We start from the raw sequence: 23,104 nt of genomic DNA on the forward strand, positions 1-23,104 counted from the left end.
TTGATTTTTTTAGTCTTCTTTCTTAAATGAATTTTTAAGACCTTCAACGGCACCTTCTACAGCACCTTTAGCATCTTCAACTACTTCTTTTGCTTTCGCAACTGTTTTTTCTACAGCGCCTTCTGCTTCTGTCTTGCTATCGCCAGTAACTTTACCAAATCCTTCTTTGATAGCACCAGTTGCTTGATCCAATTTATTTTCAAGTGACATAGCTCTGTCTCCTTTTGTTTTAATACGATAATGGTTATCGCTTACATTTAGTTTATGCTTATTCTTTAGCAAAGTCAAACAATCTGCTCAAAATGAAGCAATTAAGGTAAATAGAAAGTCAATCGTTCCTTGTCAAAGTCAACAGCCAACTCATACTTCCCTTCTTCGTTTTGCACAACATAGCCCAAGACGACTAGACTCTCAACGAAGATATCACGGCGTTTCTGTATCAGCTGGTCTTTTTTGAGAAACTTCAGTAAAAAGGTCGTCATATACTTGAGGGCATACTCAGGATTGACATCTCCCAAAATGGCATAGAGTTCCTGCTGCTTTTCTGTCAAAGGATATTGATTCTTGACCTTGTAGAAATAATTAGACAGGGTCATCTTTTCTCTAGCAAAATCTGTAGATTCGACTAAAATGGCAGCATTGGTTTGATTGCGCAATTCTGTCTCAAAAGTCTTCTCTAACAGAGCATGATAAACTGGACTGTCCTCTCTGATAAAAATTTCTTGGTCAAGGGTTAGATTGTCTATCGATTCTAGAAAAGAGAGATTGAGAAAATAGCGTTTGTTGTCCCTTCGGATCAAACCGGCCTTAATATACTCTTCCATGAGTTTATCAACTGCTACATCTGGAAACTGGGCCTTGATTTCTCGAAGGATCACATCGTCATGCTGGTCCAGATAGTCCACCAAATCTATAAAAAATGGCTGCCGAGTCAAACGAGAGGGATTAAAAATCTGAATCATGAAGATTCCTTTCTTTACATTCTAAAAGAGGGGATGCTGCTAGTTGACTAGGATTGGTCCCTGGCTGATTCAGAGGCACAGGAAATTTGAGTTTCCTGTAATATTCCCTCCAAAAATCACTAATCTCCTGCTCCCCATCACCAAATTTCATGGGAATAGTTTCAAAAATCGGTAGGATTTCAGCGATATACTGGGAGCAATAAAAGCCATTCCCATCCGGATAAAAAGAGGCATTATAGGGTGCACCCAAATGTTTGCTAGCTCTCTCCTTTACCAAGTCAGCTTCCAGCTCTGGATAGACATAAAGATCGTAGAGATGAGTTGGTTCAAAAAAATCAGCTGGTTCTTGACAAATGACACCAGCTTGCCCACTAGCATGGTAGATGAAACCGTCCAAAAAAATGGCTACATGACTATAGTTACCGGTAGAAGCCAGGATGGCCTGCCCCATATCTGAAAGGTCCTTCACAAAAATCAAATCACCATTTTCTAACATCTTTCTCTCCTAGAAAAAAAGGAGCCGAAACCCCTTTAGCTATATGGAAAACACTGTTTTCTCGTGTCAATCTCCAGTCAAATAATTACCATTTAAATAATTCATTAAATATATTATAAGAATCACTCTAGCTGAAAATAATAAAGCAGACCCAAACTTCCAAAAGACAGAGCTAAGTATAGGATTCCTATTTGCAATCCATACAAATGCCAAAAACTACCACTAACTAAAATAAAAATCGATGTCTCAGCAACGAGGCGATGCCATTTTTTAAAAGCATGTGGAGATTTTGGTGCCATATATCGCGCCCAAAATAAGATTAATAGAACTGCTAGAAGAAAAAATAGGAATTTTTCCAGCCAAGAAATTTGTATCACAGACACGGAGAAAAGACCAAGGATTGCCACAACCTCAACCAAAAAGCGCAGTCCTTCAATCAATCGCATCATGCTATCACCTTCTATAAATAGTCAAATTAACAGTTCCAAATATTCATTAAGAATTACCCATTAAAGCTTTCAGTCAACTGAGGCACCACTTGTTTCTTACGTGAAACAGCACCTGGAAGGAAAGCGTGGTTGTTTTCAAGTTTGAAGTTGAAGGCAGCTTCCACCTTGTCCATGTTTGATCCAAGAGCCAAAATTTCTGAGTTTGAGTTGACGATGTCTGTAATCATCAAGACAAAGTCTGAGTAGCCGTTTGCTGCATTAGCCGCTTGCATTGCTGCTTCGATTTCAGCTTGGCGTTCCAAGACTTCAGCAATATCAACTGTATTAACTTGGGCAACACGAACCTTATTTCCGTTGAGTTCAAATGTCTTAGCATCGATATCAATCAATTCTTCAGCAGATTTACTAGCCAAGTTTGTACCAGCTTTCAGCATAGCCAAACCGTACTCTTCCAAGTTGACACCAGCTAATTCAGCCAATTCAGGCGCAATCACTTTATCAGATGGGTGTGTTGTTGGTGATTTCAAAAGAAGGGTATCTGAAATCAAACCTGAAAGCATCAATCCTGCGATTTCTTTAGGAACAGCTACACCATGTTCTTTGAACATGCGGTAAACAATAGATGAAGCTGATCCAACTGGTTCCAAGCGCATGTAAAGTGGGCTGGCAGTTTCAAAGTTAGCCACACGGTGGTGGTCCACAACACCGTAAACTTCTACTTCAGCGATATCTGATACAGATTGTTGGAATTCATTGTGGTCAGTTAAGATAACTTGCTCTGCACCTTCTGCTTTAGCAGATGTGATGACGCGTGGTGCTTCTACACCAAAATAGTTCAAAACAAAGGCTGTTTCTTCATTTGGAGTTCCAAGTGCTACTGCTTCTGTGTCCAATCCATAAGCCTCTTTTGCAAGATAAGCAAAGGCTACAGATGACCCGATGGCATCTGAGTCTGGATTTTGGTGACCAAATACTAGAATCTTAGACATGATAATACCTCTTTAAATTTATTCATCTTATTGTAGCACTTTTTTCCTCTTTTGACAAAAGTAAGAGGAGCCAAAAGACTCCTCGTTAGACATCAATATGGTTGACTAGATTTTTCTCTTGATTTTCAGATAAAAATCGTTCTTTCTGTGGTCTTTTCTTGCGTTTAAGGAGAGCTTCGGCAGACATGGCTTCTTCCTTACTGGCAAAACCCTCTACATAGATGAGTTTGACTGGCAAGCGAGCTCGGGTATACTTGGCTCCCTTACCACTATTATGAACGGCAAGGCGCCTCTTCACATCTGTTGTATAGCCCGTATAGTAAGAACCGTCGCGACACTCCACCACATACATATAGGCTTTATGATCCATAGTAAATCTCTTGAATTTCTGGTGTATAGGAACCATCGTCATTGTGAACAATGAGCGGTGGTAAGACCTTGAAGCCACTGGTCGAGCCATCCTTGATAGCTTCGATTAAGAGCATATTGGCCTCCTTCTCACGTTTAGGATAGACAAATTGCAGGCGCTTAGGAGCTAAATTATGGCGTTGAAGCATGTTTAAGATATCCAAGAGACGATCTGGACGATGAACCATGGCCAAACGCCCATTAGACTTGAGAATACTCTGAGCACTACGGCAAATTTCTTTCAGGTTAGTCGTAATTTCGTGTCTGGCCAGAAGGTAATGTTCACTCTCGTTCAGATTGGAATGCGGATCCACCTTAAAATAAGGCGGATTGCACAAAATCATATCCACCTTACTTCCCTGAATGTGGGCAGGCATATTTTTCAAATCATCACAGATGACCTGCATCTGCTCTTCCAAGCCATTCAACTGAACCGAACGCTCTGCCATATCCGCCAAGCGCTCCTGAATCTCTACAGATATTATCCGCGCCTGAGTACGTGAACTAGCAAAAAGTCCCACTGCACCATTTCCAGCACAAAAGTCCACAATTAAACCCCGTTTAGGGAAGCGAGGAAAGCGTGATAAAAGAACACTATCCACCGAATAGCTAAACACCTCTCTATTTTGAATGATCTTGATATCTGTCGACAAGAGCTGATTGATTCGCTCTCCTGGTTTTAATAATTGTTCTTCTTTCATACTTTTATTATAACAAATAATGTTAATATTACAAATGATTTAGATAATCGTATTTATGGCTTCTTCTTTAAATGCTCCAGTGCCTCACGCGTCCAAACAGGCATCATTCGGGCAAGTGGTGCAAAACCGTGCTTGATCCGATCATTTGAAAAACGTCTCCGTCTTGGCAATTGATGTTTTTCCTCTTCCAGAGTACGGATAGAAAGACTAGCCTTTCCAGTGTATTCGTCAAAATCCACCACCTGAACTTGAACTTCATCGCCAATTTTTAAAATGTCATAGATATTTTCAATAAATCCCGTCCGAATCTCCGAGATGTGAATCAGCCCTGTCACCCCTGTCTCTAACTCAACAAAGGCACCGTAGGGCTGAATTCCTGTAATACGCCCAGTCAGCTTATCACCAATTTTCATTCTAGTCCTCAATTTCAATCGTTTCAATTACTACATCTTCAACTGGTTTGTCCATTGCACCAGTCTCAACAGCTGCAATGGCATCCAAGACCGCAAAAGATTCAGCATCTAGCAACTGCCCGAAAACAGTATGACGACGGTCAAGGTGAGGAGTTCCACCTTGTTCTGCATAAATCTCAGCGATCGGTTCAGGCCAGCCACCACGCGCAATCTCTTTCTTAGAGTACGGCAAGTGTTGGTTTTGCACGATAAAGAACTGGCTACCATTGGTATTTGGGCCCGCATTGGCCATAGAAAGGGCACCACGGATATTATAGAGTTCTTCAGAAAATTCATCTTCAAAAGAGTCACCGTAGATTGACTCGCCCCCCATACCAGTACCAGTTGGGTCTCCACCTTGGATCATAAAGTCCTTGATAATTCGGTGGAAAATGACACCATCATAGTAACCATCTTTTGACAGAGCAACAAAGTTAGCCACTGTTTTAGGAGCATGTTCAGGGAAGAGCTTGATACGCAAGTCTCCGTGATTTGTCTTAATGGTCGCAAGAGGACCTTCTACTGTTTCAATTTCTACTTGTGGGAAATGCAATTCTTTTTCTACCATACCAAATCCTTCTAAAGCATCAAAAATGCCATCTTCTTCTACTGTTTTTGTAATATAATCTGCTTTTTCTTTGATTTTATCATGGGAAACACCCATAGCAATACTGATTCCAGCATAATCAAAGAGTTCCAAGTCATTGAGACCATCCCCAAAGACCATGACATTCTCTGGTTTTAAGCCTAGATGTTCTATCACCTTGGCTACACCAGTTGCTTTGGATCCTGAAATCGGCACGATATCAGATGAATGTTCATGCCAACGCACCATGCGAAGTTTATCTGATAAAGACTCTGGTAAGTGCAAGCCATCCCCTTTATCTTCAAAGGTCCACATCTGGTATATGTCTGCTTTTTCATGGAAGTCAGGATCCACATCCAAGTTCGGATAAATCGGATCAATAGCCTCACTGATCAGTTCTGTTCGCGTGGAGAGTTTGGCATCATGACTGCCAACCAAGCCATATTCAATTCCCTCTCGCTTAGTCCAAGAGATATACTCTTCAACATCTGACTTGTCAATCTGATGTTGATAAATGACCTGGCCTTTTTTATCTTCTATATAAGCCCCATTCAGAGTTACAAAAAAGTCTGGATTGAGCTCACGAATCTCTGGAACGACACCGAAAATACCGCGCCCAGAGGCAATTCCTGTTAAAATTCCTTTTTCACGCAACTGTTTAAAGACAGTGGGAATTGTAGCTGGAATAAAACCTGTCTTTGACGTACGCAAGGTATCATCAATATCAAAAAAGACGATTTTAATCTTCTTTGCCTTGTATTTTAATTTCGCATCCATCTCTCTACCTCTTTTCCATCACTCTTTCCATTATACCATAAAGCTGATGAAATTCCTTTTTTGAAAAAAGATGAAAATCCTATTAAAAAGAGAGCCAGAAAAACTAGCCCTCTCTTTTCATCCTAAAACATCTCTAGAGCAATCATGGTAATCATCGTTGCATCATAGTAGTTGTCCAAAGGTAAATCTTGTGTGAAAATGTATTTATTTTGCTGAAGAAGTTTCAGATAACCTTCTCCCCTGTCAGACGCGTAGGTAATCGGTGCCAAGAAACTACCTGCCTGGTATTGATTAAGGGCCGTTCCGTTCAAGTCATATCCAGCATAAATGTGCTGTTCTTTCATAAAGAAATTCATCATCTTTTGAACAAGTTTTTGACTTCTTTCATCTTGGCTCTGTGACAAGTGATAAGGCAAACGACAAGCGTTATAAGAATACGCTCCATCATATTGAGATTCGATTGTGTTGGCATCAACAAGATGTGCCCCTGACTTCTCAGCCCAGATAAAGTCTGGCAAGAGACCCGTATCAGAATGAGAACTGATTTGCTCCAATTGCCCAAGCATTTTATCTTTAATATCTAGCCATTGTTTGTTTCCAGTCAGGTCGTAGAAAGACTGGAAATAGTGAGGAAGAGTATCAGACGTCCGCATCAAGTAATAATAATCGGAATCCTTGTTTGCCCAGTTTCCTACTGTTAAAACACCTGTCTCTTCATTGTAATTGTATCGAAGAATATCTTCTAAGATTTTTTTAGCTTGCTCTTGGTATTCCTGCGCCTTATCTGGCCACTGCTTGGCAGCTTCAATCAAAGAATAAGTGATGTAGAAATCTCCATCAGTTGCGTTTTGCTTCTCAACCGTTTCGATACCATTTGTGATCACTTGCTTCCAAGACATCAACTGTGTTCCCTCGATACGATGATTTTGGTAATAGCGATAAAGACCCTCAAAATCTGCTTGTGTTGCTTGCCCTTTTTGAGCTGCTAAAACCGTTATGAGCATGCCGTAACTTTGGGCTTCAGATAGAACTGTTGTTCCCTCCGAATCACTCGTCGTACGAACATAAGACTGATCGTCTTTTGTAACAAGGAACTGTTGGCTCCATTGGCTGTAAATTCGATTGCGCATCTCGACTTTACTCCTTCCTCTTGCCAAAAACAAGGTTAAACAGAAGATAGAAAGGATGAGCACAAACCATATATATTTTATTTTATTCGTTTTCATAAATCCTCCTATCCTGCAAATCGCTTGGTTTTAACCCACTTAGTTTCTTTTCGGCGGAGTACTTTGTCCAGCACGATTGAAGAAATGGAATCAATGGATACAACGATAAACATCTGTGCGTAAGAAAAATAGGCTACCAAGGCTAACCAGATTTGTTTTGTAGTCGCTTGTCCAAACTGACTTGCTAATGCCGTCATAATTTGCATCAAATAGAGACCAATCATGAGAATCCAGTTGAAGAGCATGAGCTGGGCGATGTAGATATTATCCGCATCAAAAGCAAATGGAATTCTGACATCTGGGAAGAAAAGATTAAGACAGATCGCTAGCACATTCGCTAGGAAAATCAAATCCGAAAGAACAATAGCAAAGTTAAACCAAAAGAAAACACAAGAATAGTTAAAGACTTCTAGTTTAACGCGCCAGTTTGCTCTGCCAAATAAATGCTTAAAGTTCGAGAGAACAACTTCATAATTTCCTTTCGCCCAACGTTTCCGCTGCATATAGTAACTCTTTAAGGTCTCAGGTTCTTGTTGGAAAGCCTCTGAATTATAGGCAAGGGCAATCAATTTACCACTCTGCATGATTTTGAAGGAAATATCGGTATCCTCAGTTAAGGCACCATTTTTCCAACCACCGATACTCTTTACAAAGTCGGTTTGAATGATAAAGTTGGTTCCTGGGATACGCCCAATTTTAAAGAGATGCCACATCCCAACGTGGTGCACGCGCTGAGTAACAACGATCTCTTGGTTGATACAACGAGTCAAGAAATTTTGGTTGGCGTTTCGAGTCTTGTTGCGGCCAAAAGATGCCACGTGGCGTTCTGGGTCCTTCATCACTTCTTTGACAAGGAAATAAAGGGCGTTCTTTTCAGGCATAGCATCCGCATCATAAACACAGATGTATTCGCCTGTTGCCATCTCCAAAGCATCGTTTAGAACGCCCGCTTTTCCTCCCGTACCAGTACGGTCTATAATGGTTAGATTTCTTTCAGCATATTCTGGCATGGCTTGTACAGACAAGCATTCAGCATAAGTGTTATCCGAACAGTTATCCGCAAATAAGAGCAATTCCACACGATCGTGAGGATAATTCATATCCAAGATAGCTTTTGCCGTTTGGGCAATAACCACATCCTCATTATGAGCAGGAACAACAATGGTGACCTTAGGATAATAAGGTAGCGGCGAAGTGTCTACACGAAAATCACTGTGTTTAAACCAAAAGTGTACTGCCGAAAAGAGAATTACCAAGCCCCAAGCTAGAGAAATCCAAATTGTAAGCAAGGTAAAAATCATTACCATTTGACTAATCATGATTCACCGCCTTAAAATTTTTGTTCACTCGATGGTAAAGAATATTGTATGCAATAAATAGTATGATAAAACAAATGCCAAAGGCGAGACTGAGTGCCAAAGCAATACCAAAAAATAGTTCGGTTAAAGTCATGTTTCCCTCCTAATATTCTACAATTACATCTGTCTCTAGTTGACGTTTGAGATGACTGGCGACATCCGCGTAGTCTTGGTATTTATCTTTATTATCAGAGTTAATCACCAAATAGCCTGTTTGGAACTGAATTCCTTGATTGCCATCTTCTCCATGAAAAACTAAACTGCTCAGTTTCTCCTGCAAACCATTCAAATAAAGTTCCTTCAAAGAATGTTGGTTAGTACTCGATAGAACGAGAAAATTACCATCCGAAACGTAATAGAGCTTATCATTGTAACTCAATTCCTGAGCAATTCCCTCTTGAATACGACTGAGCATCTGGTTATGTTCTTTTGGTTTAATCTGGAAGAACAAATCTTCATGTGCCCAATGAATCAATAAAGATTGAACCGTAACATCACTTTGTTCAGTGACCATAGCTTGGTAATCTGCTCGAGCTTCGTCTTCCTGTTCTTGTACCTTTGAGGCCACCTTGAAGAAATAATAACGAACTTTAAGTAGAATCCCAATCAAAAGTGGAAAACTGATCAATAAGAAGACCAGTTGAATGATTGGGATATAAACCACACCCGCAACCAAAACGATAAGTCCAAAACCAAATGCTAAGATAAGGGTCCAAGTAAGCAAAAGGTCAGATAATACCAACACTGCAAACAAGGCTAAAGCTAAAAACAAGATTTGTTCTAAAATGATTGCTCGAGCATACAAAAAACAAAGCACCAAAAGAATGACCTCACAAGCAAGCAAAGCCATAAGCCAGTTTTTAAATTGACTCCAATTTTTCATTTTATCTTATTTCCCCCCTTTGAATTCAGATACAGAAGTTGCTGCACCAAAGTACTGTTGAATGGATTGTACGATTCGTTCAGAGGCTCTTCCATCTCCATAAGGATTTGGTGCCTGAGACATTTGTCTATAAAGAGTTTCATCTGTTAAGAGAGCTGTCATCGCTTCTTTCACACATACTGGATCAGTCCCAACTAGTTTCAAGGTTCCTGCACGAACACCTTCTGGACGTTCCGTCGTATCGCGAAGGACAAGAACAGGTTTGCCGAGAGAAGGCGCCTCTTCCTGAACTCCGCCAGAGTCAGTCATGATAAAATAGCTTCTTGAAGCCAAATTATGAAAATCAAGTACATCTAAAGGCTCAATCAAGTGAATACGATCGTGACCAGCTAAGATATCTTTTGCTGCTTCTTGCACAGCAGGGCTAAGGTGAACAGGATAAACAACTTCAATTTCCTGATGAAGATCAACCATCTCACGTAAAGCTGTAAAGACATTTCTCATTGGTTGACCTTGATTCTCACGACGGTGCATGGTTACCAATACAAGTTTCTTATCTGGATCCAATTGATCTAGAACATCATGATAGTAATCCGATTGAACGGTTAGTTTCAAGGCATCAATGGCTGTATTTCCCGTAATGACAATAGCAGACTCAGGGTGATTTTCCTTGAGGAGATTTTCTTTACTCTCACTAGTTGGAGCAAAATAAAGATCCGCTAGGTTATCAGTCATCTGACGATTCATTTCTTCTGGGAAAGGAGAATACTTATCAAAGGTCCTTAGACCAGCTTCAACGTGGCCGATACGTACCTGATTATAGAAAGCAACTAAACTTGCTGCAAAAGTTGTTGTTGTATCTCCATGAACAAGAATCATATCTGGAAGTTCTTGCTTAACAACTGGATCAAACTTTTCTAAAATTTTTCCAGTAATGTCTAAGAGGGATTGATTTTTCCCCATAATATCCAGGTCATAATGTGGCTCGATGCTAAACGTTTCAAGAACTTGATCAAGCATTTGACGGTGCTGAGCTGTCACAACTGTGATCGTCTCAATGCTGTCACTATGTTTTTGCAATTCTAACACTAAAGGGGCCATTTTAATAGCTTCTGGTCGTGTTCCAAAAACAACCATCACTTTCAGTTTCTTCATTACGCTATCCTTCTACTATAATAAAATTTGACACATCAGATTAATCTTTATATCGAATTATTGCGCAAATCAATTAATTTGATTATCTTAATTATTTTACCGTCAATTAATTTATATGTCAAATTTTTTCCAAATTATATTATTGCATTTAATTTAATTTTAACAATTTGTAACCTTTTTGTAACAATATTATTTACAACCTTTAAAAAGCCTTATTTTAGGAAATTTTAAGACTTTTCAAAAGAATCCGTATTTAAAAAAACTAAACCTTATATGTTTTTTTTGATATTTATTTTTATCTTGATAATTCAAACAATTATATTTTACCACTTTGAGGAATAAATCAAACAATTTCAAACAAAAAAATTCCTTTTTCGAATGAAAAAGGGACTGTGATTGTTGTTTACTATATTTAAAATTTAAACCTTATAAAATCTGTCTTAAAACAAATTTTTCGACAGATACAAGACCAATTCTCCGATATCTTCACAAACCGCATTCATGGCCGGTTGATGGTTCTGATACCAAACACCCGTCCCATCTGGAATATAGCCTCGTTTGATGTACAATCTCTGGGCAGGTCCATACCCTGAATGGAGCCCAACACCAAGGGTCACCTTATCCGATATGAGCCTAACTTGTTTTTCTGCTTCTTCCAGCAAGAGATTTCCAATACCTTGATTTTGAAAAGGTTCAAAGACATTAAAATCTGAGAGTTCTGGATAGATTTCTGCAAAAGGCCCCTGCTTAGCGCAGGACAAAATTGTGATATAACCCGCTAAAGCACCCTCAACCTCTGCAACTAAGACTTCTCTCTCCCCACTTTCTTGCTCCTTAAAGTATCGAGTTAAAATCTCCTCTCTACTTGGCCAACCTTGGCTGATAAATCCTCGAGATAGTTCTTGTATGTCAGATTCTTGCATTTTTCTAATTGAACATGTCGTCTTCATAAGCTGCTCCTTTATAGCTTTCTCCTACCATTATAGCACGATAATAAAGATTAAAAGAAAAAATCTAGTAAGACAAAAGAATCTTACTATGTTAACAGGAAACCTTTCTAACAAAGTCCCATAAAAATCTGAAAAAGAGGTCCACTCAGACCGAACTCACCTTCTTATTTCCATGCTCGTGAAAAAAAGACCCGTAAGGGTCTTTTCTTTAATCTTCGTTTACGAAAGGCATCAAAGCCATTACGCGTGCGCGTTTGATAGCTGTTGTTACTTTACGTTGGTTTTTAGCTGAAGTTCCTGTTACACGACGAGGAAGGATTTTCCCACGTTCTGAAACGAAACGGCTAAGAAGCTCAGTATCTTTGTAATCAACATATTCAATTTTGTTTGCTGCGATGTAATCAACTTTTTTACGGCGTTTGAATCCGCCACGACGTTGTTGAGCCATGTTTTTTCTCCTTTATAGTATTAATTGTCCATTAAAATGGTAAATCATCATCTGAAATGTCCAATGGATTGGTTGCTCCAAATGGATTTTCAGAACGTGAAAAGTCTGGTACTGGGTTTGCAGGTGCTGATTGACCAGCAGTTGGTGCAGAATAAGCTCCACCTGAATGTCCTTCACGCACTCCGCGGCTTTCCAACATTTGGAAATTCTCAGCCACGACTTCTGTTACGTAGACACGTTGTCCTTGCTGGTTATCGTAACTACGAGTTTGGATACGACCTGTGATCCCGATAAGAGAGCCTTTTTTAGCCCAGTTGGCAAGATTTTCAGCCTGTTGGCGCCACATAACGACATTGATGAAATCAGCCTCACGTTCGCCATTTTGACTCTTAAATGTACGGTTTACTGCAAGAGTAAAAGTCGCAACTGCTACATTTGATGGGGTATAACGCAACTCAGCGTCACGTGTCATACGCCCTACAAGTACAACATTGTTAATCATAATTTACCTTCTTACGCGTCAAGTTTGACGATCATGTGACGAAGAATGTCAGCGTTGATTTTTGAAAGACGGTCAAACTCTTTAAGAGCTGCGTCGTCGTTTGCTTCAACGTTAACGATGTGGTAAAGTCCTTCACGGAAATCTTGGATTTCGTATGCAAGACGACGTTTTTCCCATGATTTTGATTCAACAACAGTTGCACCGTTGTCAGTCAAGATAGAGTCAAAACGTGCTACCAAAGCGTTTTTCGCTTCTTCTTCAATGTTTGGACGAATGATATAAAGAATTTCGTATTTAGCCATTGATATGTTCCTCCTTTTGGTCTAATGACCCCTAGTCTTTGCAAGGGGTAAGTGAGGTTTGCTCACAATAAACTATTATACTAGAAAAACTGATAGATAGCAAGATAAAAGTGAAAAAAGAAGATGAAAATATCTTCTTTTTACTAGTTTATGGTTTGATACGGTGCAACATACGTGGGAATGGAATGGCTTCACGGATATGTTTGGTTCCAGCTGCGAAGGTTACCATACGTTCGATACCGATACCAAATCCTCCGTGTGGAACTGTGCCGTATTTACGAAGGTCAAGGTAAAATTCATATTCTGTACGATCCATGCCCAGTTCTTCCATTTTAGCTACAAGAGCATCGTAGTCTTCCTCACGCATAGATCCACCGATGATTTCTCCGTAACCTTCTGGTGCCAGCAAGTCTGCACAAAGCACGCGCTCTGGATTTCCAGGAACTGGTTTCATGTAGAAGGCCTTGATAGCTGCTGGGTAGTTCATGACAAATGTTGGCACACCAAAGTGGTTTGAAATCCATGTTTCGTGTGGTGAACCAAAGTCATCGCCATGCTCAAGATGCTCGTAGTCAGCATCTTCATCATTTTCATGCTCTTGCAAAAGGTCAATGGCTTGATCGTAAGTGATGCGTTTGAACGGCTCTGCAATGTAGCGTTTCAAGAGATCTGTATCACGTTCCAAGGTTTCCAAGGCTTGAGGCGCACGATCAAGAACACCTTGAAGAAGGGCTTTAACATAAGCTTCTTGCAAGTCAAGTGACTCATCGTGTGTCAAGTAGGAGTACTCCGCATCCATCATCCAGAACTCAGTCAAGTGACGACGCGTTTTTGATTTTTCAGCACGGAATACTGGACCAAAGTCAAATACACGACCAAGAGCCATAGCCCCTGCTTCTAGGTAAAGCTGACCAGATTGACTCAAGTAGGCTGGCGTTCCGAAGTAGTCTGTTTCAAAGAGTTCTGTTGAATCTTCAGCCGCGTTTCCTGAAAGAATTGGGCTATCAAATTTCATGAAGCCGTTCTTGTCGAAAAACTCATAAGTTGCATAGATGATAGCGTTACGGATTTGCATAACCGCTACTTGCTTACGAGAGCGGAGCCACAAGTGACGGTTGTCCATCAAGAAGTCTGTTCCGTGTTCTTTTGGTGTGATTGGGTAGTCTTGAGATTCACCAATCACTTCGATGTCTGTAATATCGAGCTCATAGCCAAACTTAGAACGTTCGTCTTCTTTGACAATCCCTGTCACATAAACAGACGTTTCTTGGCTTAGACGTTTAATCGTATCAAACTTCTCTAGCCCCACTTCTTCACCAAATTTTTCTACAAAGTTTGGTTTGAAGGCTACACCTTGGAAGAAGGCTGTTCCATCACGCAATTGCAAGAAGGCAATTTTCCCTTTTCCTGATTTGTTGGCAACCCAGGCTCCGATGGTCACTTCTTGACCAACGTAGTCTTTTACATCGATAATTGTTACACGTTTTGTCATAATCTATCTTCCTTTTTTCGTTTAACTTGTCCGAAGACATCATTACCCACTATTTTACCATAAATAGACTGTGATAGCTAGGTTCTACTAGAGAAAAATCGCGAGATTTTCGTTACAAAAAATCTTCGCTAAAAAGGCGAAGATTCTAAGTTTTATTTTTCCATAAATTGATGCAAACGACGAATAGCTTCTTTTAATGTATCCAAGTCTGTGGCATAGCTGAGACGAACATTTTCTGGTGCTCCAAATCCAGCTCCCGTAATCAAGGCCAGTCCGACTTCTTCGAGAATAGCCGTTGTAAACTCTGTCACATCGGTATAACCCTTCATTTCCATCGCTTTTTTAACATTTGGGAAAAGATAGAAGGCACCTTGGGGCTTGACAACTTCAAATCCTGGGACTTGGCACAAGAGAGGATAAATGGTATTCAACCGTTCCTCAAATGCTTGACGCATGGTTTCAACAGAGTCTTGCGGTCCAGTTAGGGCTTCAATGGTAGCATATTGTGATACAGCAGTCAGGTTGGAGGTCGTTTGTCCTGTTAGTTTGCTCATGGCAGCAATAATTTCAGGATTTCCCACAGCATAACCTACCCGCCAACCAGTCATGGCATAGGCCTTAGATACACCGTTAATCACGATGGTTTGCTTGCGAATGGCTTCTGACAGACTAGAAATTGGAACAAATTCGTTCCCGTTATAAACCAAACGACCATAAATATCATCTGCTAAGATAAGGACATCATGCGCAACAGCCCAATTTCCGATAGCCAAGAGTTCCTCACGAGAGTAAATCATACCGGTCGGATTCGATGGTGAATTGAGAACTAAGATCTTGGTCTTATCTGTTCGCGCTGCTTCTAGCTGCTCTACTGTTACTTTAAAGTGATTGTCTTCCTTTGCCTGGACAAAGACTGGCACTCCTTCTGCCATTTTGACCTGGTCTCCATAGCTGACCCAGTATGGTGTAGGAATAATGACCTCATCACCTGGATTGACCACAGCCATAAAGAAGGTGTAGAGAGAGAACTTAGCACCAGTGGCAAAGGTAACCTCGTTAGCCGCTACGGAATACCCATAGTAGCGTTCAAAATAGGTATTAACCGCCGCTTTTAACTCTGGTAGGCCTGAAGCAACTGTATAGAAGGAAGCACGTCCATCTCGAATCGCTCCTACCGCTGCCTCCTGAATGTTTTCAGGAGTATGAAAATCAGGCTGTCCCAAGGTTAAGAAAAGAACATCTTTTCCCTGAGCTTTTAATGCTTTGGCTCTTGCATCACTGGCTAGAGTGACGCTTTCTTCCATTTCTAGTACACGTTTGGATAGTTTCATATGCCCTCCTTATTGGATCACTGCTCCTGTTTCAAAGTCAACCAGATAGTACTGGTTTCCTGACTTAACTTCCCAAATCGGCTTATCCTGATAACGACCAAAAGTAATCTTGTCAATGTCGCTAGCTCCTTTTTCCCTCGAAATCGTCACTGCCTTGTCTTGAGAAATCCCCTTATCAAGCTGATAAACATAAATCTTGTGGTCATTCTTTTCAATCAGTACGGCAATGGCCTCTTGCTTTTTATTATGTCCCAGAACACTGTAATAGCCCTCTAGACCATTGTAGAAATCAACCTGATCTGCCTTTTCCAATTCTGCATACTGCTTGGCCAGTTTTTCTCCCTCAAGTCTAGCATCTTGATAGGGTTTCATGCTGAGTGATATCAGATAAAGGAATGAAGTCGTCATGACTAGTACTACCAGAGCAATGCCGATTCCATATTGTATAAGTAGCTTGTTTTTTGCTTTTTTCTGTCTTAGTTTCACTCGTCTATTTTACCATCTCTCCTTCTTTATTACAAGTGAAGACGGGAACATTCTAAGATTCTTTTCCTATAAAATGTAAGTTCTTGTTTTTCTCTCTCATTATTGATAAAATAGCCTTATGAAACAATATTTGAAAGAGAAAATTTCCGATAATCAATTAGACTTAAAAACAGCTATCGTCCTCAATAAAGCCATACGAACTTTTAAACCTTATGAAGCCAAAGCTGCTAAAGAACACGGGCTAACACCCACCCAATTTTCAGTTTTGGAAACCCTCTATAGCAAGGGGGAACTACGCATTCAGGATTTGATTGAAAAAATGTTAGCCACTTCTGGAAACATGACTGTCGTCATTCGAAATATGGTTCGAGATGGGTGGATTTCTAGAACTTGCGACCCCAAGGATCGTCGATCCTTTTTCCTGAAATTAACACCTGCAGGACGCAGAAAAATCGAAGAGGTTCTTCCTGACCATATCGATTCTATCGTAGAAGCACTCAGCATCTTGGAAGATGGCGAAAAGGAAGACTTAATCCGCATTTTAAAAAAATTTAAAAATTTGTGAGCAAAATTATTGCTAATTAGTATCATTTGTTGTAACATAGATGGTAACAAAAGAGTTCGCTCTTTAAATTTTTTACTAAAGGAGACACATCATGTCTAAAAAAGTATTATTTATCGTCGGTTCACTACGCCAAGGTTCTTTCAACCACCAAATGGCCCTCGAAGCTGAAAAAGCACTTGCTGGTAAAGTAGAAGTTAGCTATCTTGATTACTCAGCTGTTCCTCTCTTCAGCCAAGATTTGGAAGTTCCAACTCATCCAGCTGTAGCTGCTGCTCGTGAAGCAGTCCTTGCTGCGGATGCTATCTGGATCTTCTCTCCAGTCTACAACTTCTCTATCCCTGGAACCGTGAAAAACTTGCTTGACTGGCTCTCTCGTGCCCTTGACTTGTCTGATACACGTGGCGTTTCTGCCCTCCAAGACAAGTTTGTTACTGTCTCATCTGTAGCCAATGCCGGTCACGATCAACTCTTTGCTATTTACAAAGACCTCTTGCCATTTATCCGTACACAAGTCGTTGGTGACTTTACAGCTGCTCGTGTCAATGACTCTGCTTGGGCAGACGGAAAATTGGTGTTAGAAGAAGCAACTGCTTCATCACTTGCAAAACAAGCTGACGACCTTCTTGCAGCCATCAACTAATCCAGCAAAAACCAGCTCGAATGAGCTGGTTTTATGCTTGTTTAACAAAGACGAGTTCTAAATCATTTGATAAATCAGGTCGGTAGTCAAAGCCTGCAAAACTGAGCTTGCGAGCTTGTTCGACTGTATGGATTTGCCCCTCTATCAAGGCGGTCAAAAAGGCACCACGGGCTTTTTTTGAAATGGTTGAGTGGATTTTCAACTGGCCTGCCTTGTCCTCCATAAATTTGAAGGTCACCATCTTTTCTCTAATTTCCTTCGAAAATACGGTTTCAAACTCTGATGATAGGAGTGAGAATATCAAGTCCTCGTCCTGAAGTGCCTCATCATAGGCTGATTTCCAATGAGTCTTTAGGGTTTTTCTAGCCACTTTTAACTTCATCAAGAAGTCCAAACGGTGAGGAGCCATGGGAGATAAGGCAGGGACAACACCGTATAAAGCCGAGGTAATCAGGACATGATTTTCAAGATAGGTTTGTTCAGCCTCGGTTAACCCATCTCGTTTGATGTGGCGATACATGAGACCGTCAAAGAGTTTCAAGGCTGGATAATGCTTAGCCCTTCGATCTTTTAGAGCTTGAATATGGCTGTACTCTTCTTCTGCTTTCTCGGCAGATACCTTATAAAAAGTCTCTAATTCACTAGCTGAGTAGTGCGCCAGTGAGTCAAGAACTGCCTGACTTTCTTCCCTCAAGGGAAGCGCTTCGATACAAGGATGGTTTGTGTTCATTTCTTTTGCTGTTGGGATTAAAATTTTCATATTGTTAGTGTAGCATATTTTTCAATCACGACCAAGAATTTCATCTTAAAAACCTCGGTTCACACCGAGGTTTCTCTGTTTATTTTGGCCATTCTAACCAGATAGCCACGAGAACAAGGGCTGTGCCAGCTAAGCTTGTTAAGATAGATAAGAATTTATCTTTTTTCTCCTTGAACTGAGAAAACCTATTTTTATACTCAATGAAAATCAAAGAGCAAACTAGGAAGCTAGCCGCAGGCAGTACTTGAGTACGGCAAGGCGACGCTGACGTAGTTTGAATTTGATTTTTGAAGAGTATTATTGTACTTTAAAGGTCTTGAGATAATTATCTTTTCCAACTTGACCTTCAAAGGATTGGCCATTTTCAAGGTAAGGAAGGTCGTCTGACACGGAAGCCTTGACTTTATAAATCTTGCCATCAACTTTGAAGAAGTAGACGGTGTCACCCTTGATAACAGCTGATTTAAGGTCTGAAACCACTCCCTTGATGTTTTCTACCGTTTCATTATCCAGCTCGAGGTCGTTTTTATTGGCATATTTGCTGAGGAGTTCATCTACTGTAGCTGCTACGATGACGTTTTGGTACTCTACTGCATCAACCAAAGCATACTCCTTGACCAAACCTGCATTGTCCTTCAATCCCATGATGTAGAGCGGTTTGTCATTGAGATTGACAAGGATAGGGAAGGTCGCCTTATAGGCTTTTTCCTGCACTGCTCCTTCTGCGGAAGCACGGGCTGATTCTTCGGTTGCTGAAGCTAGATTGTACTTGGTGATTTCACCAGTGCGCATATTTTCAAGGATAAATCCTAGATTACTTTCGTCAGCGTTGGCTGAAGTCACCCCAGTGTAGAGATAAATGTCATTTCCGATAGAAAGATAGTTATAGCCCTCGGTCGTTTGGGTAACGTTTTTCTTAGAAATCAAGGCATTCCAGAAGCCGTCTTTATACTTGCCGTTATAGTTGATTTGCTGGATGGTTTCTTCTGCTGGATAGACACGATCCACCCATTCTGGTACTTCATCCAAGCTGTATTCCTTGGTTTCTCCATTGGTGGCGTCTAAGATAATAACAGACGAAGGGCGAGGAACTCCTAGACCAAACTGCTTTTGATAAACGGTTGCTACATAGAAAGGATTGCCTTCATCATCCACCTCAAAGGAGGGCGTTTTAAAAATCTTGGTTGGGTACTTGATCCGAAGATGACGTTTGACGTCTCGGTTAAAATACTCGGAGTCTGAATACTTCATTGGCGTTTTTAAATCCACCAATTCCGCATTTCCTGTCACCATATCAACCTTGATATACTCGCCAATTCCCTTGGACTGATTATTAAACCATTTGATCGGGTCGGCATACTCCAAAGGAGTTACTCGATAAGGTTTGCCATCAACCGTCAGCTGGGTATAAGTATCTGCTGCTACGTACTGGGAGACCTTATCCGTCAGAGAGCCTAGATAACGATCTCCAATCTTCTCTGCAGTGCTCCGATCTAGGATTGGAACCTTACTGGTATCACTCTTAGGAAAATCTTTAAAATCTTTTTCTGTGATAGACACTACATTAGCATAACTTTTTGCTTGGAAAAAGCTAGAGGTTACTAGGCTTACCAGACCAGCAAGGGCAAAAATGATAGCTGCAGTCAGAAACAATCCTCTACTAAGTTTGGTAAAAAGGAATCCTTCTAGATTGAGATCTTTGGTAGCCTTGCCATGGCGTAGGTGAACAGTTTTGAGGAGATTGGTATCCTTGCGGAAACTAAACAAAATCCCCATCACCACCAAATGCCCACAGAGAAAGAAGATGAATTCCCAACTAGTCAGATTGAAGGGTGGTAAAAATATATACCAGGTCGTTGCGATAAAAACAAGTTCAAATAGTATGCGTTTCATCTGAGTTCCTCCTAAATTATCCGTCCTTCCAAATGATCCAGTTCATGTTGGCAGATCTGAGCTGGAAAACCTGTCAGTGTAATGGTCTGTTCCTGCCACTTGCTATCGCGATAGGAAACCGTAATCGTTTCATAACGAATCGTCGTTCGAACCCCAGTCAAAGACAAACAACCTTCCTCTGTCTCGTAAGGCCCTTTGTAGGAAAGGAGAATAGGGTTAAACATGACCATGGGAACTAGGCCAAGATTAAAGATAATCACACGCTTCTGCACACCAATCATATTGGCCGCCAGACCGACACAGGTCTCGCGATTAGCCAGCAAGGTATCCTGCAAATCCTTAGCCAGATAAAGGTCTTCCTGACTTGCAGGTTTCGAGACCTGAGACAAGAATAAGATATCTCGGACAATTTTCTTTTCCATTCTCTTACGCTCCTTACAACTTTACTTTATTATAGCACAAAAGGGGGCAACTTCTAGTCCTTTCCCTCAAATGCAAAAAAAGCCATCCGAAGATGACTTTCTTATTAAATCGCGTTCTTATCAAGACCAAGTTTACGTTGAACAAACTTAACGATTTCGACGATAAGTATCATTGAGAAGCTTCCAGCAAGAACAATGGCCCATTGTGACAAGTCTAGTTTGGTTACGTGGAAGATTCCTTCAAGCGGTTCTACGACAATTGTTGCCATCAGAAGAATGAAGGATACCAAGATAGACCAGTTAAAGGTCTTAGACTTGAATGGGCCAACTGTCAAGATGGATTGGTAAACAGACTTGACATTGTAGGCATGGAAGAGCTGGATCAAACCGAGGGTTGCAAAGGCCATAGTAAGGGCATCCGCATGAATGGCATGATTGTCACCCACATGAACTGGGTAAGCAATTGCAAGTCCATAAACACTCATAACAATAGCTGCTTGGAGTACACCTTGATAGATGATAGAACTCAAAACACCACCTGAGAAGAAGCTTGCCTTTCGTCCACGTGGTTTATGATTCATGACACCAGGCTCAGCAGGTTCAACACCAAGAGCGATAGCTGGGAAGGTATCTGTTACCAAGTTGATCCACAAAAGATGAACTGGCTGCAAGACGTCCCAACCAAACAAGGTTGATAAGAAGATAGTTAATACTTCAGCAGTATTGGCAGAAAGTAAGTACTGAATAGTCTTTTGAATGTTTGAGAAGACCTTACGTCCTTCTTCAACTGCGACGATAATAGTCGCAAAGTTATCATCTGCAAGAATCATGTCAGAAGCTCCCTTAGAAACCTCTGTACCAGTGATTCCCATACCGATACCGATATCGGCTGTTTTCAGAGCTGGCGCATCATTAACACCGTCACCTGTCATAGCAACAACCTTACCTTGTTTTTGCCAAGCCTTGACGATACGAACCTTGTGTTCTGGAGACACACGGGCATAAACAGAGTATTGACCAACTACTTTTTCAAAGTCTTCATCTGACAGTTCGTTGAGCTCAGCACCAGTTAAAACGTGACCTTCTGTATCATTTGCATCAATAATTCCCAAACGTTTGGCAATAGCTTCTGCAGTATCTTGATGGTCACCCGTAATCATGATTGGACGGATTCCAGCTTCCTTAGCCACACGAACAGCTTCTGCAGCTTCGGCACGTTCAGGGTCAATCATTCCAATCAATCCAGTAAAGATCAAGTTGTTTTCAAGCTCTTCAGAAGTCAAGTTTTCTGGAATACTATCGATAATCTTATACGCACCCGCAAGGACACGCAAGGCTTGGTGAGCCATTTCAGAGTTGTTTGTGTGAATTATGTCATTGACTTGATTATCAATCGGAGCGACATCTCCAGCTTTATCCCGAGCAACACAACGTTTCAAGAGTTGGTCAGGGGCTCCCTTGACTGCTACGAGGAATTTACCATCTGGTAATGGATGAACCGTTGACATGAGTTTACGATCTGAGTCAAACGGCAATTCAGCTACACGAGGATATTTCTCTAAGAACCCTTTAACATCGTAACCCTTGTCCAAGGCATACTGGATGAAGGCTGTTTCCGTTGGATCCCCGATCAGGTTTCCTTCTGCATCAATCTTAGTATCGTTAGCCAAGACAACTGAACGAAGAAGAGGCATTTCAAGACCTAGTTCAATGTCATCAGCTGAATCATGTAGTACTGCATCATAGAAGACTTTTTCGACGGTCATCTTGTTCATGGTAAGCGTACCAGTCTTATCAGAAGCGATGATTTCAGTTGAACCAAGTGTTTCTACTGCTGGCAACTTACGAACGATAGAGTTTCGTTTTGCCAAAACTTGGGTACCAAGGGCAAGAACGATAGTCACGATAGCAGGAAGTCCTTCTGGGATGGCTGCAACAGCAAGCGCAACAGAGGTCATCAACTCACCAAGTGGATTTTTACCTTGAATGAAGACTCCAACTACAAAAGTAACAAGGGCAATAACCAAAATTGCATAGGTCAAGACCTTAGAAAGGTTGTTCAAGTTTTGTTTGAGTGGTGTATCCGTCTCATCCGCATCTTGGAGCATGCCAGCGATATGACCAACTTCCGTGTACATACCTGTATTGACAACAACACCAAGACCACGACCATAAGTCACGTTTGAGTTTTGGAAGGCCATATTGACACGGTCACCAATACCAGCATCTGCAGAGAGCTCGACAGTCAAGTCTTTTTCGACTGGAACAGACTCACCTGTTAGGGCTGCTTCTTCGATTTTGAGAGAGTTAGCTTCTAGCAAACGTAGGTCTGCTGGTACGACGTCACCTGCTTCAAGGGCAACGATATCACCTGGTACCAATTCTTTTGAGTCAATCTCAGCCATATGCCCATCACGGATAACACGTGCAGCTGGACTAGACATAGACTTGAGGGCTTCGATGGCTTCTTCTGCTTTTCCTTCTTGGTAAACACCAAAAGCTGCGTTAATGATAACAACGGCTAGAATAATGATGGCATCTGCAATATCTTCCCCACCAGAAGTTATGACGGACAAGATGGCTGCAGCCACCAAAATAATAATCATCAAATCCTTAAACTGTTCGATGAATTTAACCAAGAGAGATTTTTTCTCACCCTCTTCGAGTTCATTGCGCCCATATTCAGCTAGGCGTTTCTGCGCTTCGCTTGACGAAAGGCCTTGCTCAGTTGCTTCAACCGACTTCAAGACTTCTTCGGGACTTTGAGTATAAAACGCTTGGCGTTTTTGTTCTTTTGACATATGTCTCCTCCTTGACTTTGTGTGCAAAACAAGCTCTCTTTTGGTTTTATGACAAACAAAAAGAGACATG

General features: G+C 41.0%; 28 protein-coding genes. 2 read left to right on the top strand and 26 right to left on the bottom strand.

Going from position 1 to position 23,104, the window contains the following annotated elements; translation table 11 throughout:
• Window positions 1-9 precede the first annotated feature (9 nt).
• The 21 genes from GMD6S_RS02290 to GMD6S_RS02385 all read right to left on the bottom strand — a co-directional run bounded on the left by GMD6S_RS02290 (window position 10) and on the right by GMD6S_RS02385 (window position 15,953).
• Window positions 10-210, bottom strand: a complete 201-nt coding sequence (locus tag GMD6S_RS02290; RefSeq protein ID WP_000051178.1) for a CsbD family protein — start codon at window positions 208-210, stop codon at window positions 10-12.
• A 101-nt stretch (window positions 211-311) separates the two neighbouring features.
• Entirely contained in the window at window positions 312-962 is a 651-nt protein-coding gene (locus GMD6S_RS02295) for a DUF1803 domain-containing protein (protein ID WP_000614484.1), read from the bottom strand.
• Window positions 946-1,458 (bottom strand): YiiX/YebB-like N1pC/P60 family cysteine hydrolase, encoded by a 513-nt coding sequence (locus GMD6S_RS02300; RefSeq protein WP_000892222.1) that lies wholly within the window; start codon window positions 1,456-1,458, stop codon window positions 946-948. Before GMD6S_RS02300 ends, GMD6S_RS02295 begins: the two co-directional genes overlap by 17 nt.
• Window positions 1,459-1,580: 122 nt before the next feature.
• Window positions 1,581-1,907 carry a DUF2568 domain-containing protein gene (locus tag GMD6S_RS02305; protein ID WP_000985025.1) on the bottom strand — a complete coding sequence of 109 codons (327 nt, stop codon included), beginning with the start codon at window positions 1,905-1,907 and terminating at the stop codon, window positions 1,581-1,583.
• 53 nt (window positions 1,908-1,960) lie between these two features.
• Complete coding sequence (locus GMD6S_RS02310; RefSeq protein ID WP_000036036.1) at window positions 1,961-2,896, bottom strand: manganese-dependent inorganic pyrophosphatase; 936 nt, start codon at window positions 2,894-2,896, stop codon at window positions 1,961-1,963.
• Window positions 2,897-2,981: 85 nt separating this feature from the next.
• Window positions 2,982-3,266: a GIY-YIG nuclease family protein gene (locus tag GMD6S_RS02315; protein ID WP_000349631.1), complete on the bottom strand. Its 285-nt coding sequence runs from the start codon at window positions 3,264-3,266 to the stop codon at window positions 2,982-2,984.
• Entirely contained in the window at window positions 3,256-4,005 is a 750-nt protein-coding gene (locus GMD6S_RS02320; RefSeq protein WP_000657021.1) for a tRNA1(Val) (adenine(37)-N6)-methyltransferase, read from the bottom strand. Before GMD6S_RS02320 ends, GMD6S_RS02315 begins: the two co-directional genes overlap by 11 nt.
• 53 nt (window positions 4,006-4,058) lie before the next feature.
• Complete coding sequence (locus GMD6S_RS02325; protein WP_000689618.1) at window positions 4,059-4,418, bottom strand: S1 RNA-binding domain-containing protein; 360 nt, start codon at window positions 4,416-4,418, stop codon at window positions 4,059-4,061.
• A gap of 1 nt (window position 4,419) precedes the next feature.
• Window positions 4,420-5,820, bottom strand: a complete 1,401-nt coding sequence (locus GMD6S_RS02330) for a bifunctional Cof-type HAD-IIB family hydrolase/peptidylprolyl isomerase (RefSeq protein WP_000338994.1) — start codon at window positions 5,818-5,820, stop codon at window positions 4,420-4,422.
• Window positions 5,821-5,942: 122 nt separating this feature from the next.
• Window positions 5,943-7,046, bottom strand: a complete 1,104-nt coding sequence (locus tag GMD6S_RS02335; protein WP_025172621.1) for a glycosyl hydrolase family 8 — start codon at window positions 7,044-7,046, stop codon at window positions 5,943-5,945.
• An 8-nt stretch (window positions 7,047-7,054) separates the two neighbouring features.
• A complete protein-coding gene (locus tag GMD6S_RS02340) occupies window positions 7,055-8,365 on the bottom strand; it encodes a glycosyltransferase family 2 protein (protein WP_000625495.1) in 1,311 nt (436 codons plus the stop codon).
• Window positions 8,358-8,498 (bottom strand): hypothetical protein, encoded by a 141-nt coding sequence (locus GMD6S_RS12690; RefSeq protein WP_000176306.1) that lies wholly within the window; start codon window positions 8,496-8,498, stop codon window positions 8,358-8,360. The genes GMD6S_RS02340 and GMD6S_RS12690 overlap by 8 nt, the downstream gene beginning before the upstream one ends.
• 9 nt (window positions 8,499-8,507) lie before the next feature.
• Entirely contained in the window at window positions 8,508-9,287 is a 780-nt protein-coding gene (locus tag GMD6S_RS02345) for a hypothetical protein (protein ID WP_000800622.1), read from the bottom strand.
• A gap of 6 nt (window positions 9,288-9,293) precedes the next feature.
• The gene (gene wecB / locus GMD6S_RS02350; protein ID WP_000734439.1) at window positions 9,294-10,442 is read right to left on the bottom strand and encodes a non-hydrolyzing UDP-N-acetylglucosamine 2-epimerase; all 1,149 of its coding nucleotides are present in this window, start codon (window positions 10,440-10,442) and stop codon (window positions 9,294-9,296) included.
• A gap of 440 nt (window positions 10,443-10,882) precedes the next feature.
• Window positions 10,883-11,392 (bottom strand): GNAT family N-acetyltransferase, encoded by a 510-nt coding sequence (locus GMD6S_RS02355; protein ID WP_000858591.1) that lies wholly within the window; start codon window positions 11,390-11,392, stop codon window positions 10,883-10,885.
• A gap of 208 nt (window positions 11,393-11,600) precedes the next feature.
• Complete coding sequence (gene rpsR / locus GMD6S_RS02360) at window positions 11,601-11,840, bottom strand: 30S ribosomal protein S18 (protein ID WP_000068664.1); 240 nt, start codon at window positions 11,838-11,840, stop codon at window positions 11,601-11,603.
• Between the two features lie 31 nt (window positions 11,841-11,871).
• On the bottom strand, window positions 11,872-12,342 hold the full coding sequence (ssbA, locus tag GMD6S_RS02365; protein WP_000609595.1) for a single-stranded DNA-binding protein SsbA: 471 nt from the start codon (window positions 12,340-12,342) through the stop codon (window positions 11,872-11,874).
• Window positions 12,343-12,353: 11 nt separating this feature from the next.
• Window positions 12,354-12,644, bottom strand: a complete 291-nt coding sequence (rpsF, locus tag GMD6S_RS02370) for a 30S ribosomal protein S6 (protein WP_001151782.1) — start codon at window positions 12,642-12,644, stop codon at window positions 12,354-12,356.
• A gap of 148 nt (window positions 12,645-12,792) precedes the next feature.
• A complete protein-coding gene (asnS, locus tag GMD6S_RS02375; RefSeq protein ID WP_000167143.1) occupies window positions 12,793-14,136 on the bottom strand; it encodes an asparagine--tRNA ligase in 1,344 nt (447 codons plus the stop codon).
• A 152-nt stretch (window positions 14,137-14,288) separates the two neighbouring features.
• Window positions 14,289-15,467 carry a pyridoxal phosphate-dependent aminotransferase gene (locus tag GMD6S_RS02380; RefSeq protein WP_000777451.1) on the bottom strand — a complete coding sequence of 393 codons (1,179 nt, stop codon included), beginning with the start codon at window positions 15,465-15,467 and terminating at the stop codon, window positions 14,289-14,291.
• A 9-nt stretch (window positions 15,468-15,476) separates the two neighbouring features.
• On the bottom strand, window positions 15,477-15,953 hold the full coding sequence (locus GMD6S_RS02385; protein ID WP_000776849.1) for a cell wall elongation regulator TseB-like domain-containing protein: 477 nt from the start codon (window positions 15,951-15,953) through the stop codon (window positions 15,477-15,479).
• 118 nt (window positions 15,954-16,071) lie between these two features.
• On the opposite strand from GMD6S_RS02385, the gene GMD6S_RS02390 reads away from it, so the two are divergent.
• Window positions 16,072-16,518: a MarR family winged helix-turn-helix transcriptional regulator gene (locus GMD6S_RS02390; RefSeq protein WP_000816318.1), complete on the top strand. Its 447-nt coding sequence runs from the start codon at window positions 16,072-16,074 to the stop codon at window positions 16,516-16,518.
• A 91-nt stretch (window positions 16,519-16,609) separates the two neighbouring features.
• Entirely contained in the window at window positions 16,610-17,158 is a 549-nt protein-coding gene (locus tag GMD6S_RS02395; RefSeq protein ID WP_000039644.1) for an NADPH-dependent FMN reductase, read from the top strand.
• 31 nt (window positions 17,159-17,189) lie between these two features.
• On the opposite strand, the gene yaaA is transcribed toward GMD6S_RS02395, so the two are convergent.
• From yaaA to GMD6S_RS02415, 5 genes are all read right to left on the bottom strand, one after another.
• Entirely contained in the window at window positions 17,190-17,918 is a 729-nt protein-coding gene (gene yaaA, locus GMD6S_RS02400) for a peroxide stress protein YaaA (protein WP_000697798.1), read from the bottom strand.
• A gap of 79 nt (window positions 17,919-17,997) precedes the next feature.
• Window positions 17,998-18,129, bottom strand: coding sequence for a DUF3953 domain-containing protein (locus tag GMD6S_RS12010; protein WP_002879846.1), 132 nt, complete (start codon window positions 18,127-18,129; stop codon window positions 17,998-18,000).
• Between the two features lie 86 nt (window positions 18,130-18,215).
• Window positions 18,216-19,811 (bottom strand): hypothetical protein, encoded by a 1,596-nt coding sequence (locus GMD6S_RS02405; protein ID WP_000821456.1) that lies wholly within the window; start codon window positions 19,809-19,811, stop codon window positions 18,216-18,218.
• Window positions 19,812-19,822: 11 nt separating this feature from the next.
• The gene (locus GMD6S_RS02410) at window positions 19,823-20,233 is read right to left on the bottom strand and encodes a peptide deformylase (RefSeq protein ID WP_000412241.1); all 411 of its coding nucleotides are present in this window, start codon (window positions 20,231-20,233) and stop codon (window positions 19,823-19,825) included.
• A gap of 104 nt (window positions 20,234-20,337) precedes the next feature.
• Window positions 20,338-23,034, bottom strand: coding sequence for a cation-translocating P-type ATPase (locus GMD6S_RS02415; protein ID WP_000032428.1), 2,697 nt, complete (start codon window positions 23,032-23,034; stop codon window positions 20,338-20,340).
• Between the last annotated feature and the right edge of the window lie 70 nt (window positions 23,035-23,104).

The sequence above is a fragment of the Streptococcus sp. GMD6S genome (genome assembly GCF_000297015.1).

Bases quoted from the DNA above. Each gene is read 5' to 3' on its own strand.
- GMD6S_RS02290 (WP_000051178.1), bottom strand. From the start codon at position 210: ATGTCACTTGAAAATAAATTGGATCAAGCAACTGGTGCTATCAAAGAA.
- GMD6S_RS02295 (WP_000614484.1), bottom strand. From the start codon at position 962: ATGATTCAGATTTTTAATCCCTCTCGTTTGACTCGGCAGCCATTTTTT.
- GMD6S_RS02300 (WP_000892222.1), bottom strand. From the start codon at position 1,458: ATGTTAGAAAATGGTGATTTGATTTTTGTGAAGGACCTTTCAGATATG.
- GMD6S_RS02305 (WP_000985025.1), bottom strand. From the start codon at position 1,907: ATGATGCGATTGATTGAAGGACTGCGCTTTTTGGTTGAGGTTGTGGCA.
- GMD6S_RS02310 (WP_000036036.1), bottom strand. From the start codon at position 2,896: ATGTCTAAGATTCTAGTATTTGGTCACCAAAATCCAGACTCAGATGCC.
- GMD6S_RS02315 (WP_000349631.1), bottom strand. From the start codon at position 3,266: ATGGATCATAAAGCCTATATGTATGTGGTGGAGTGTCGCGACGGTTCT.
- GMD6S_RS02320 (WP_000657021.1), bottom strand. From the start codon at position 4,005: ATGAAAGAAGAACAATTATTAAAACCAGGAGAGCGAATCAATCAGCTC.
- GMD6S_RS02325 (WP_000689618.1), bottom strand. From the start codon at position 4,418: ATGAAAATTGGTGATAAGCTGACTGGGCGTATTACAGGAATTCAGCCC.
- GMD6S_RS02330 (WP_000338994.1), bottom strand. From the start codon at position 5,820: ATGGATGCGAAATTAAAATACAAGGCAAAGAAGATTAAAATCGTCTTT.
- GMD6S_RS02335 (WP_025172621.1), bottom strand. From the start codon at position 7,046: ATGAAAACGAATAAAATAAAATATATATGGTTTGTGCTCATCCTTTCT.
- GMD6S_RS02340 (WP_000625495.1), bottom strand. From the start codon at position 8,365: ATGATTAGTCAAATGGTAATGATTTTTACCTTGCTTACAATTTGGATT.
- GMD6S_RS12690 (WP_000176306.1), bottom strand. From the start codon at position 8,498: ATGACTTTAACCGAACTATTTTTTGGTATTGCTTTGGCACTCAGTCTC.
- GMD6S_RS02345 (WP_000800622.1), bottom strand. From the start codon at position 9,287: ATGAAAAATTGGAGTCAATTTAAAAACTGGCTTATGGCTTTGCTTGCT.
- wecB (WP_000734439.1), bottom strand. From the start codon at position 10,442: ATGAAGAAACTGAAAGTGATGGTTGTTTTTGGAACACGACCAGAAGCT.
- GMD6S_RS02355 (WP_000858591.1), bottom strand. From the start codon at position 11,392: ATGAAGACGACATGTTCAATTAGAAAAATGCAAGAATCTGACATACAA.
- rpsR (WP_000068664.1), bottom strand. From the start codon at position 11,840: ATGGCTCAACAACGTCGTGGCGGATTCAAACGCCGTAAAAAAGTTGAT.
- ssbA (WP_000609595.1), bottom strand. From the start codon at position 12,342: ATGATTAACAATGTTGTACTTGTAGGGCGTATGACACGTGACGCTGAG.
- rpsF (WP_001151782.1), bottom strand. From the start codon at position 12,644: ATGGCTAAATACGAAATTCTTTATATCATTCGTCCAAACATTGAAGAA.
- asnS (WP_000167143.1), bottom strand. From the start codon at position 14,136: ATGACAAAACGTGTAACAATTATCGATGTAAAAGACTACGTTGGTCAA.
- GMD6S_RS02380 (WP_000777451.1), bottom strand. From the start codon at position 15,467: ATGAAACTATCCAAACGTGTACTAGAAATGGAAGAAAGCGTCACTCTA.
- GMD6S_RS02390 (WP_000816318.1), top strand. From the start codon at position 16,072: ATGAAACAATATTTGAAAGAGAAAATTTCCGATAATCAATTAGACTTA.
- GMD6S_RS02395 (WP_000039644.1), top strand. From the start codon at position 16,610: ATGTCTAAAAAAGTATTATTTATCGTCGGTTCACTACGCCAAGGTTCT.
- yaaA (WP_000697798.1), bottom strand. From the start codon at position 17,918: ATGAAAATTTTAATCCCAACAGCAAAAGAAATGAACACAAACCATCCT.
- GMD6S_RS02405 (WP_000821456.1), bottom strand. From the start codon at position 19,811: ATGAAACGCATACTATTTGAACTTGTTTTTATCGCAACGACCTGGTAT.
- GMD6S_RS02410 (WP_000412241.1), bottom strand. From the start codon at position 20,233: ATGGAAAAGAAAATTGTCCGAGATATCTTATTCTTGTCTCAGGTCTCG.
- GMD6S_RS02415 (WP_000032428.1), bottom strand. From the start codon at position 23,034: ATGTCAAAAGAACAAAAACGCCAAGCGTTTTATACTCAAAGTCCCGAA.